The organism is Terribacillus halophilus (assembly GCF_900162685.1).
GTDB classification, from domain to species: Bacteria; Bacillota; Bacilli; order Bacillales; family Amphibacillaceae; genus Terribacillus; species Terribacillus halophilus_A.
Genome location: NZ_LT727828.1, coordinates 779,466 through 791,302 on the forward strand (window position 1 = coordinate 779,466; position 11,837 = coordinate 791,302).

The 11,837-nt window shown below is 40.1% G+C and carries 10 protein-coding genes; 7 read left to right on the forward strand and 3 right to left on the reverse strand.

What is annotated here, in order from left to right:
• Positions 1-276 precede the first annotated feature (276 nt).
• Positions 277-1,572 carry a CitMHS family transporter gene (locus B1K52_RS08480; RefSeq protein WP_077307250.1) on the forward strand — a complete coding sequence of 432 codons (1,296 nt, stop codon included), beginning with the start codon at positions 277-279 and terminating at the stop codon, positions 1,570-1,572.
• Between the two features lie 354 nt (positions 1,573-1,926).
• Here B1K52_RS08480 and B1K52_RS08485 read toward each other — a convergent pair whose 3' ends face one another.
• Complete coding sequence (locus B1K52_RS08485) at positions 1,927-3,006, reverse strand: hypothetical protein (protein WP_077307252.1); 1,080 nt, start codon at positions 3,004-3,006, stop codon at positions 1,927-1,929.
• Between the two features lie 447 nt (positions 3,007-3,453).
• Here B1K52_RS08485 and B1K52_RS08490 point away from each other — a divergent pair, with 447 nt between their 5' ends.
• The 4 genes from B1K52_RS08490 (at position 3,454) to B1K52_RS08505 (ending at position 9,281) form a co-directional block, all read left to right on the forward strand.
• Positions 3,454-3,996 (forward strand): helix-turn-helix domain-containing protein, encoded by a 543-nt coding sequence (locus B1K52_RS08490; protein ID WP_077307254.1) that lies wholly within the window; start codon positions 3,454-3,456, stop codon positions 3,994-3,996.
• A 34-nt stretch (positions 3,997-4,030) separates the two neighbouring features.
• Entirely contained in the window at positions 4,031-6,079 is a 2,049-nt protein-coding gene (locus tag B1K52_RS08495) for a hydantoinase/oxoprolinase family protein (protein ID WP_077307256.1), read from the forward strand.
• The gene (locus B1K52_RS08500) at positions 6,079-7,812 is read left to right on the forward strand and encodes a hydantoinase B/oxoprolinase family protein (RefSeq protein WP_077307259.1); all 1,734 of its coding nucleotides are present in this window, start codon (positions 6,079-6,081) and stop codon (positions 7,810-7,812) included. Before B1K52_RS08495 ends, B1K52_RS08500 begins: the two co-directional genes overlap by 1 nt.
• Before the next feature lie 128 nt (positions 7,813-7,940).
• A complete protein-coding gene (locus B1K52_RS08505; protein WP_077307261.1) occupies positions 7,941-9,281 on the forward strand; it encodes a cytosine permease in 1,341 nt (446 codons plus the stop codon).
• Between the two features lie 137 nt (positions 9,282-9,418).
• Here B1K52_RS08505 and B1K52_RS08510 read toward each other — a convergent pair whose 3' ends face one another.
• Both B1K52_RS08510 and B1K52_RS08515 read right to left on the reverse strand, forming a co-directional pair.
• The gene (locus tag B1K52_RS08510) at positions 9,419-9,619 is read right to left on the reverse strand and encodes a DUF2536 family protein (RefSeq protein ID WP_077307263.1); all 201 of its coding nucleotides are present in this window, start codon (positions 9,617-9,619) and stop codon (positions 9,419-9,421) included.
• A gap of 41 nt (positions 9,620-9,660) precedes the next feature.
• On the reverse strand, positions 9,661-10,539 hold the full coding sequence (locus B1K52_RS08515; protein ID WP_179106506.1) for a GNAT family N-acetyltransferase: 879 nt from the start codon (positions 10,537-10,539) through the stop codon (positions 9,661-9,663).
• A 157-nt stretch (positions 10,540-10,696) separates the two neighbouring features.
• Here B1K52_RS08515 and B1K52_RS08520 point away from each other — a divergent pair, with 157 nt between their 5' ends.
• Together B1K52_RS08520 and B1K52_RS08525 are read left to right on the forward strand one after the other, a co-directional pair.
• Positions 10,697-11,548, forward strand: coding sequence for an ROK family protein (locus B1K52_RS08520; protein WP_077307267.1), 852 nt, complete (start codon positions 10,697-10,699; stop codon positions 11,546-11,548).
• Positions 11,549-11,566: 18 nt separating this feature from the next.
• Positions 11,567-11,824 carry a YciI family protein gene (locus B1K52_RS08525; protein WP_077307269.1) on the forward strand — a complete coding sequence of 86 codons (258 nt, stop codon included), beginning with the start codon at positions 11,567-11,569 and terminating at the stop codon, positions 11,822-11,824.
• The last annotated feature ends 13 nt before the right edge of the window (positions 11,825-11,837 follow it).

Genomic DNA, 11,837 nt, shown 5'->3' on the forward strand with positions numbered 1-11,837 from the left:
AAGGTTAAATAGTATAACTTATTTATTGAAAATGAGTTATACTATACGAGCTTAACAAGAAACTAAAAACAGCTATACATAGGTTATTTCACCTATTTTCTTAAGAGAATTGTTGATATGAAGCCATTATGTCTTGTTGGTTCCTTTTCTTACTTAAAAAAGTAACAAAACTATTGAAAATATATTTGGAAGCGCATACAATAGATGTAACATATTATACAATGCTGCTTAGGATTTGGGGGAATTGTTACAGGAGACGATGAGGGGGATTTGAGCATGTTAGCAATAATGGGTTTCTTGATGATCTTTCTATTCATGTACTTAATTATGTCCAAAAAGCTTTCTGCGCTTATTGCGTTGATGATCATTCCGGCAATTTTTGCTGTTCTGACCGGGCATGCCAGTGACTTAGGGGAGATGTCACTGGAAGGAATCACAAGTTTGGCACCAACAGGTATTATGTTGTTATTTGCAATCCTTTATTTTGGAATTATGATTGACGCTGGTTTATTCGATCCAGTAGTTGGTCGTATTTTGAAAGCGGTTAAAGGAGACCCGACCAAGATTGTTATGGGTACGGCTGCATTGGCACTTGTTGTTTCACTCGATGGAGATGGAACAACAAGCTACATGATCACTGTGTCTGCTTTCTTTCCACTGTATCAGCGGTTAAAGATGAATCCGCTCATTTTACCGGCTATCGCCGTTATGTGTGTAAGTTTGACGAACATGGTGCCGTGGGGCGGGCCGACAGCACGAGCTGCAGCAGCACTTAATGTAGATGTTGGCGATGTATTTGTGCCGCTTATTCCAACGATGATTGGCGGAGCAATCTGGATTTTCTTCACGGCCTTCATTATGGGGCGCAGAGAAAAGAAACGTCTTGGTGTTGTAACATTTAATGATGCCGAGCAGCGCACGCTGCAGCAGCAAGCAGCAACAGTGGATGCGTCGTTAAAGCGCCCGAAACTATTATGGGTCAACTTTGCGCTCACAATTTTGCTAATGTTCGGATTAATTGAAGGAATTATGCCGCTTCCGGTATTGTTCATGCTCGCTTTCGCTGTTGCGATTACAATCAACTATCCGAATTTGAAGCAGCAAAAAGAACGGATTGCGGATCACGCAGGTAACGTACTTGCTGTTGTTTCCCTAGTATTCGCCGCAGGTATCTTCACAGGAATCTTGTCTGGTACAAAAATGGTCGATGCGATGGCATCTAGTCTCATCTCCATTATCCCGGATGCATGGGGTCCTGCTTTTAGTATCATTATAGCTGTTACAAGTATTCCTTTTACATTCTTCATGTCTAATGATGCCTATTACTTTGGTGTTCTGCCAATTCTAGCAGAAGCTGCTGCTAACTACGGTTTCTCAGCTGCAGAGATAGCACGTGCTTCCTTGCTTGGTCAGCCTGTCCACTTGCTGAGCCCGCTTGTTCCGGCTACATACTTGCTGGTCGGAATGTCGAAAGTCGACTTCGGAGAATTCCAGCGCTTCACCATTTTGTGGGCGACAGGAACCGCATTTGCCGTCATCGCAGTAGCGATTGTTACGGGTATCATATTCTAAGCAACAAAAAATACCGTCCGCATAAGGAGGCCACTGAAAAACTATTTCTTTCGTCTTTCAAACGTAAGAAATAATAAAGAAAAGGGGCTCTGTCCGTTCAGAATTGAACGGACAGAGCCCCTTTTCCCTTGGTTTTATTCTTTTTGTTCATTTATCAGCTTCATTATCCTTTTTATGTTTACTGTAAATATGACCATTGCTCCCTGCATTTTCCATAAAGGGGCTAATTGTTGTCTCCATTATACATGAAAATAAAAACGAGGGTTTTCTCGATTTCATCGAGAAAACCCTCGTTAATTAGAATTTGGACTTTTTCAGTGGCCTCCAATTAAGGAGAGGTAATTTTATACATTGTTAGTCAATTCTATTAAATGTATATTTCTGAAGGGAATTTTCACCTTGAAACTCTGCAATTTCATATATATCGATTGTATCTTTATTGACTATCATAGCTGCATCCTTAGGATATAAATCCCACGGTATTTCATAAGAGCTTGATTCAATTAATGTATCTTCTCCGAGTAGAGAGTAACTTAAAGTATAATCATAGCCACCCTCGTTTGTTCCAAACAAATATATACCATTTTCATTCGGCTTATAGACATTCTTAGTTAAAATTGAATCATATTCTTTTTCAGCACCCATATCATCCCATACCCAGTTATCTTCTTCAAGATCGTACATGCTATTATCCACATGTAAAATCTTACGATCTTCATCAAAAAGTAACGGAGGCTGTTCTCCCATAGTAAGAGTATGTGTAACGCCTACATTTGATAAACTATATAATCTCTCACCGTTATCATCATAAAGCTCGCTTGTAGTATCCGATAGTCCTTGAGATATAAATGCTTTTCCACTAGTTCCATGTAAAAGCGCTATATGGTGATCAGCATCAGTACCTTCTGTAAGCTTTGTGTCTTTTACTAGTTTAAAATCGGCACTTCCATCAGGTGAGAAGGTCACGTTATATACAGAATTGTAGTGAGTTAGACCTTCCGAGGTCTCCATTGACATTAAAAGAGAATCACTTGAACTCATAAATCTAGGAAAATAAGGAATTCCTCTTTGAGCCATAGTTTTATCTTTTTCAAAAATAGATGAAGTTACTTCAAAGGCTACCCATTCATTATCCTTTTCGACTGAGACTACTAATTCTCCACGCTGACCCTCTTGTATCAAATATGTATATTCATCTTTTTTCACTATATAAAATTCTTTGCCATCTGTTAATACCTTGTCGCCAACTCGGTCAATTTTTTCTTGTAATTCTAATACTTGAGGCGGAGCTTCTTCTACACCAGCTGCTTCATCAGATGTGAATTCAGCACTTGCTGCGTCAGTTGTATTGCTTTCTGTTGCACTTTCATCTTTACCGCATGCACTTAGAATAAGAATAAATGCTAAGAATAAAATAGAAAATAATTTCTTCATTTGATTCCAATCTCCTGTCTTGGATATTAATGGTTAATTGAACCTTTAGTATTATAGACTAAAAGGACTACATTGACTAGATTAAAATATTAAAAAACTCTTATATATGAAAAGCCCCTCCTAAATTGGAGGGGTATTATTATGCTGCTTTAAATATTTCTGTATATGTTGCTAGACCAGTAGTTCCATCAATTGTAATGTTTCTGGGTCTTTGGAATGCAAGCAGAGCTTTATCAGTATTCTTCGTATGGGGCGGTATTGTTTCAAAGGACTACAGCTAATAAGCAAAAGGGGTATATTCAGCTCAGATGGGTTGCACAGGACTTCGTCATATCCCTAAAAATTCATTTGGAAGAGAATGTAACAATAATATTTTAAATTTTCTGATTTGTGATACGGTTATAAAAAATACACTTTCACTGTAATTATAAGAAAAGGGTTTGATCAATGGACCAATTACATCTCAAAATTAAAGAACTTCGTATGAAGAATGGAATGACCTTAAAAGATTTGAGTGCAGTCACGGGGTTATCGGTGAGTTTTTTATCACAAATAGAGAGAGGAACTAGCTCTTTAGCGATCACATCATTAAAGAAAATCGCTGATGCCTTTCATGTTACTATGTCTTACTTCTTTTCAGATTTTGAAAACGGAGAGTATACAACTAGAAAAATTGAACGAAAAAGCTTTACTGTAAACGGATCTGATGTCAGCTATATAAGGATGGCTGGTAAATTTCCGCAAAGAGTTATTGAACCAATGCTAGTAAGCTTACCGCCAACAGAAGATTATCGTGAAAAAGTTCAGCACTACGGAGAAGAATTTTACTACCTTTTATCAGGAATTGTAGTTTTTAAGATAGAAGGAAATGAATATGAATTAAAAGAAGGAGATACTATTCATTTTCCGTCTAACCAGATTCACCAATGGAAAAATCCTACTCAAGACGAAGTAATCCTTATTAGTATAGTCACGCCTAAGATATTTTGAAAAAACATTATACCAATGGAAGGATGATTAGATGATGAAAGTAGCTACAGATATAGGCGGAACGTTTACAGATTTGGTATACATCGATGCTAACGGCGATGTTCAAGTTGCAAAGAGTCATACAACTCCCCCAAATTTTGAGCATGGGGTGATGGATGTTATTGAGAAAAGTAAGCTTGAAAAAGATGCTATTAATACCTTTATACATGGTACTACAGTCGTGATAAACACATTAACAGAACGAAAAGGAGTTAAAACTGGTCTTATTACTACCAAAGGTTTTAGAGATATTTTAGAGATTGCTAGGGGGAATCGGCCTGATTTATTTAATATACGATATAAGAAACCAAAACCTTTTATTGACCGATATTATCGTGTTGAGGTAGAAGAAAGGCTGAATTATAAAGGAGAAATACTGTCCCCATTAAGAATTGACCAAGTGAGAGAGGCAGTAGCATTTTTCAAAAAGGAAGGTATTGAAGCAATAGCTGTATCCTACTTACACAGCTATGCAAATCCAGTGAATGAAATAGAAACAGTTAAGTTAATTAAAGATTTATGGCCTGAAGTATATATTACTGCTTCACACGAGGTTACCAAAGAATGGAGGGAATATGAAAGAACGAACACAGCTGTTCTCAATGCTTACGTGCAGCCAATTGCTACCACATACGTGAATAATTTGAATGATGAGTTAGACAAGTTTGGTGGAGGATCAAGCCAGGATTTTATTATGCAGTCAAATGGCGGAACAACCACATTTGAAGAAGCCAAAAAGACACCGATAAGCATGGTGGAATCTGGCCCTGTTGCCGGTATATTTGGGGCAGCAGTAATTGGAGAGATGATAGGAGATAAAAACATTATCGCCTTTGATATAGGAGGAACCACCGCAAAATGTTCTCTTATCGAAAATGGGGAAGTAAAAGTATCGACTGATTATTATATCGAAAAAAATAATAGGAGTGCGGGATATCCAATTAAAACACCAGTTGTAGATATAGTTGAAATAGGTAATGGTGGTGGATCAATTGCTTGGATTGATGATGCAGGTTCTTTAAAAGTAGGTCCTGAATCGGCAGGCGCAATACCTGGTCCTGTTGCATATGGTCAAGGCGGTGTCAAACCTACAACAACGGATGCTAATTTATTGACTGGAAGGTTATCTGCAAACAATTTTGATTATGACGTTGATTTAGAAATGGTTCGAGATGTCATCAGAAAAGAAATTGGAGATAGATTTGGTATGAGTGCGGAAGAGGCAGCTCTTGGAATTATCAGAATAGCAAACTCTAATATGTTGAATGCTCTAAAATTGATTTCAATTAGGAAAGGACATAATCCTAAAGATTTTACGTTAGTAGCTTTTGGTGGCGGCGGATCCATGCATGCCCCTGCTCTTGCAAAGGAATTAGGCATAAACAAAATTATTATACCCATTGCTTCACCCGTATTTTCTGCTTGGGGAATGTTAATGAGTGATATCCGTCATGACTATATTAAAACGTATATAAAGCGGTTAGGACACTTGGATATAAATCTAATCAACCAAGAATGGAATACTATTGAAGAGGAAGCATGTCGACAATTTAGAGACGAGGGGATAGAGCGTGAAAACATAACTTTCCGACGTTTCGCAGATATACGTTATGTTGGTCAGGAGCACACCGTTAAAGTTCCTGTACCAAACGGTGACTGGAAATATACGACTACAAAACTAATTATGGATGAATTCCATGCATTACATGAGCAAAATTATACATTTAGTTTAGATGGTACGGAAGCAGAGATTGTAAGTCTGCATGTAACGGCCTTCGGTCTAGTTGAGAAGCCAAAGCTAAATAGAATTAAAAGAGACACTACTCTAAAACAAGCCAAAATAGAAACCAGAGAAGTTTATTATGAAGATCCTAGAGGCTGGCTTGCAACGAATGTTTATCAGAGAGAACTATTGCCCCTGGGAGAAGTAATTAGCGGACCAGCAATTATTGAAGAGAAAGCAGCTGCAACCGTCATATATCAAGGTCAGTCATTACAAGTAGACGATTTTGGCAACCTGATTATAGAATCGGAGGTTATGTAATGATAAGAGATACAAAACTTGATCCGTTTACATTGGAGATAGTGAAAGATTCTTTGTTGTCGATCGGAGACGAAATGTTTATAGCTTTAGCTAAAACGTCTATGAGTCCTATCATTTACGAAGTGCTAGATTACGCTAGCGGCTTAACTGATGCCAAGGGACAATTACTAACACAAGGGAATGGCGTAACAGGTTTTATTGGAATGCTGAGTTTTATGGTTAAAGAGACACTCAGTAAATATGGTGCAAATGGGAACCTCAAGCCGGGAGATGTACTTATTATTAATGACCCATATGGGGGCGGCGGTTCTCATTTATCTGATGTTGGATTGGTTATGCCTATCTTTCATGAAGGAGAACTAATAGCTTTTTCGGCAAACAAAGCGCACTGGACCGAGGTGGGAGGTAAAGATGCAGGCTCTTTTACCAATGATTCTACAGATATCTTTCAAGAGGGTTTACAGTTCCCATGCGTCAAATTGTATGACGGCGGAAAATTAAATGAAGGTATTGTGGATATGATTAAATATAATGTGAGATTCCCGGATCTTTCGCTAGGTGACATGTGGGCACAAGTTGCCGCACTGAAAACGGGTGAAAAAAGAGTGATGGAAATATGTGATAAATATGGGCAGAGTACCATTCTCTCTTCTATCACAAATTTATTAGATCATGGAGAATCGATTTCACGAAAAGAGCTCAACAAACTGCCAAAAGGAACATTTTATGCAGACAGTTTTGTAGATACAGACGGCTTAGGAAATGGGCCATTTCCTATTAAAGTAGCGGTAACCATTACCGATAGTGAATTTATTTGTGATTTCCGGGGGAGCAGCCCGCAGGTGCCAGGTCCTATGAACTGTTCGTATACAGGTCTCGTATCTGCAGTCAGAGCTATCTTTCTCGCTGTAACAAATCCGGAGCAGGATGTAAATGATGGTGTTTTTCGACCATTGAAGATAATTGTTGATGAAAAATCAATTATGTCTGCAGAACGGCCAGCACCAGTTTCTAATTATTTTGAGACACTTGTAGGCAGTCTTGATTTGGTATGGAAAGCGCTAGCTCCTCATTTACCAGATCGCCTGGCAGCCGGTCATCTTATGTCGATTTGTTCTGTAACGTTATCCGGACTTCATCACGATACAAACGAGCCGTTTCTAATTGTAGAACCCTCAGTTGGTGGCTGGGGTGGTGCTAGCGGACAGGATGGTGCTAGCGGACAATTTTGTATCTCAGACGGAGAAACCTATAATGTACCGGTCGAAGTTGCAGAGACGAAGTATGGAGTTCTTGTAGACGAATACAGTCTCCGAACAAACGATGGAGCTGGAGCGGGAGAATTTATTGGTGGAAGAGGTGTTATTAGGTCATACCGAGCGCTCACCGATAACCAGGCTGCTACAATAACCTTCGGACGTAATAAGTTTAATCCATGGGGTACGAATGGCGGACGAGAAGGATCACCGAATCAATTTTTTGTAGAAAAAGCTAATGGTGAAGTAGAAGGGCCATTTGGATTCTACGCCCGCTATCCACTGCAGAAGAATGATGTCTTAAAACTGGTAACAGGTACAGGTGGAGGTTATGGAAATCCTTTAAAGCGACCAGCTGATAAAGTAGCAAAAGATGTACGGAATGGGTATTATACCGTTGCTGAAGCAAGAGAATTGTTTGGGGTTGATATTGATTCTGCAACATTTAATTATATGGAACTAGACATACGACAGTAGAGAGAGAAGAGTGGTGTAATTTTATTTGGTGGTAGAGGACGAGAATACAATGTGACTCTAACAGATTGGTCCTTTTCAGGTAATTGAATAGTGGCGTTTCTACCATAAACTAGATAGGAGTGAGGAGTATGAGTGATATGACCCCAAATACCTCTGAAAAGGATCAAGCACTTCTTCAAATTCCGGAGGATAAACGGCAGCACTGGTTGACACCAGCAATGATTTTTGGCGGTTTGGAGTTTACCATACCAGTGTTAATGATTGGAGCGACACTAGCAGCTGCTTTTGGACTCACAGAAACGTTTATCATTTTAATTATCTCTCTATTCGGTATTCAATGGGCTGGAAATGCGCTGCAAGGCTATATAGGTGCAAAAACAGGTAGAACCAGTTCGGTTATTGCAAAGTCAAGCTTTGGTTCTCTACAAGCCAGATTTATCGTAGGATTAACAATCTTTATCGTTTCACTAGGATGGTGGGCAGTTCAAACCGCTGTTGCAGGTAATGCGATAGCGGCTATGTTTCAGGTTGACTACACAACAGACTGGGGAATATGGGCGATGATTACTGTAATAGCTGGTCTGCTATTTGCTATCCCTTCTATTATTGGATATAACTCCATGAAGTGGACAGATTATATAGCTGTGCCAGCAGGAATACTATTAGTAATCGGAGGCATCTACTATGCGCTCAGAAACACTGGCTGGGAAACAATTTCAACATGGAATCCAGAGCCATCCATGACATTTCTTACAGGAATAAGTATTGTAATTGGTGCGAATGTGTCACAGTGGGTAATCGCGTCTGATTATACGCGCTACGCAAAACCCAAAGTAAAAGATAACCTGCTTATCCCTAGTGGAATTATCCTGGTAGGGTTACCTTTGTTTATTGTTGGTTATGTAATGTCGGTAGGTGTAGGTGAGGCAGATATTGTTAATGTTATGATGAATCTTGGATTTCCTGTATGGGGATTTTTAATTCTCTGGATAGCAACCTGGACTAGTCAGCTTGTAAACAACTATAGCATGGGTCTAGCTTTGGCAAATATGTTAAATATTAATTCTAGTAAAGGAAGGGCGTGGCTAACCCTTGCTGGAACAATTATAGCGATAATCGTGGCGCTATCAGGCATCTTGGATTATTTCACTGATTTCTTAAATATGACAGCGATTGTTTATCCCGCTATAGCAGGAGTTATGATGGTAGACTTCTTTTTCATCCGTAAACAGACATGGCAAAATAATGAGGGATGGAATTGGATGGCGACACTGGCAATGGTTGTAGGTGCGGCAGTAGGTTATGTTACTCAATATCTGGCACCATTCGGTATACCAGCAGTTCAATCGTTAATCATGACGGGGATTGTTTATTATATAGCTATGAAGATAAAGGCGAAGTCAGCTCCTGATCAGTTTACAGCTATATTTAATGGCAAAGAAATGGGTATAGAAAAAGAAGCAAAGTGAATAATTCCTACAATAATAAAAAATAAGAAATACCGTCCGGCTGTAGCTGGGCGGTATTTCTTATTTCGTACGTTTAACTCAGGAATTGAAGAATCTCCTGGGAGAGTTCACTTCAGGAATAGATACGCCTAAATCATTTATTTTGCTTTAAAATGCGCAACAGCACTATAAAAACGGCGACCGTTTTCATCTACATGCATATTATGTGAGACATGATGCAGTTCCAGCAAAATCGCTTTGTTGTGCTGGATTTGTTCATTGATTTTTTTCTCCAGTGTGGACAAGTCGTTTGCTTCAAAGAATTCGACTTTGTCCTTTAGCATTTCTAAATCTAACATAAGCTTTCGTTCCTTTCTGTCACAGCTTCTTGTCTATTATATTACGCATGAGACAATTCTGGGAACTGAAAGTCAGCGGGCAGAAGCTCTGGTTTGTTCACAAACAGTGCATCACGCTCGGTGTGCTGATGAACGAATGGTTCGAGATCCGGAAAAGTCGGTGTAAAATGGAAAATGACTTCTGTGATGCCTGGCTGTGTGACATAGCTTTCAATTTGCTGCCAGGAAATCCGGCTCTGGCTGATTACCTCGTAGAGATGCATCGTTTGGCCGATCTTTTTATAAAGGAGCAATGCATCGGGCTCCAACAGCTCAATGATTTCCAGGTCTGGGTCATATAGCGTATGAAAGCCGAGTATATGCTGCCCGTCGGACACATCAAGCAAATGAGACTGCGGATAGCGTTTTCCGTACCGATCCAGCAATACGACCATGTCTTGTGGGTTGGCTGTTGGTGTTAGCTTGCGAAAGTCTGGAACAGGGCGCTGTCGTTGCGAAACTGGAGTAGAAAATAACTTTTCTTTTACTGCTGTCAGTCCGAGTTTATCGTAGAAACTTTCTGTTCCAGGGCGAGCGAATAAGTAAATCAGATCTGTTTCGGCTTCATATTGCTTGATCACACGCTGCAAGAGCTGTGTAGCTAATCCTCGATGCTGATAAGCGGGGTCCGTCATGACAGTACCGATTTGTATTGCCCGTCTTTTTACCTTTTGAATATGTACGGTGATGGCGCTTACAGAGACGTTTGCGACAATTTGTGTATCATCAGCAAAAGCGTGCGTGTGATAGCGCTCATTCCATAAGCCACTCTTATATAAGGCTTCAAAGTCAAAGCCGAACGTCTTTTTTGCTAATTTGTTAAAACTCTTACGTAAATCTTGTTTGTGTGCAAATGCAGTCACTGCCTGCAGAGCAGTCATCATGCATCCCCCTTTTCTGCTAAACGAATCGTGTTTACAAGATTATTATATTTCTATATTATAACAAAATTAGTGCTTGTATAGGGTGCGCTTTTTATTGACGAAGAAAAGGAAAACTTACATAGTAGAAATAAGAGAGACAAATGAGGTGAGAAACATGCAACTAGGAGCAATTGAAGCAGGCGGAACAAAATTTGTCTGTGCTGTTGGTAACGAGCATGGCCATGTAGAAGAAAGAGTTTCCTTCCCAACGACCAAACCGGAAGAAACAGTGCAGCTCGTGCTCAGCTTTTTCCAAGACAAAGGAATAGAAGCACTTGGTGTCGGTGCATTTGGACCAGTTGATGTAAAAGCGGACAGTCCGACTTACGGTACCATCGGCAACACACCGAAATTGCAGTGGAAGGACTATCCGCTGCTAGCTGTACTAAAAGAAAAGCTCGGTGTACCTGTCAAACTCGATACCGATGTGAATGCAGCTGCTTTAGGGGAGTATATGCACGGCGCTGCAAAAGATGCAGGAAGCTGCTTGTATATTACGGTCGGTACGGGTATCGGAGCTGGCGCCATTGTAAACGGAGAAACAGTGCAAGGCTTTTCCCATCCAGAAATGGGGCATTTACTCATCAGACGTCAGCCGCACGATGCCTATCCAGGGAAATGCCCGTATCACAGCGATTGTTTAGAAGGACTTGCTGCTGGTCCTGCCATTGAAGCGCGCTGGGGCGAGCAAGCACAAAAGCTGTATCATCAAGAAGAAGTGTGGCAATTAGAAGCGCAATATTTGGCGCAAGCAATCATGAGTTACACCTTGGTGCTAAGTCCCGAGAAAATCATCATGGGCGGAGGCGTCATGAAAAAAGAAGGCCTGCATAACATGGTGCAGCAAGAGTTGGAAAATCTTATGCAGCGATATGTCCCGCTGCCAGACAATTACTTAGCAGCACCAGGCTTAGCAGACAATGCAGGTATCGTTGGTGCGCTTATGCTTGCGAAAGATGCACGTTAAAAGAGGAGGAAAACCAAGATGAATTATTATGCGGCATTTATCAAAATGGAGAAGCCGGAGCTGAATCAGCTTTATCGCCAAGCGCATTTAGATTATTTAGCTGATTTAGAAGAAAAAGGATTTATCTTTGCCAGAGGTGCGTTAGCGAATGAAGTAGGTGGTCTGGTAATCTATCAGGCGGAAAATGAGACAGAAGCGAGAACGTTGGCGGAGCAGGATCCTTATGTCGTAAATGGTGTACGCAGCTTACACTTGCACGAATGGAATAAGGTATAAAATTACCATTTTT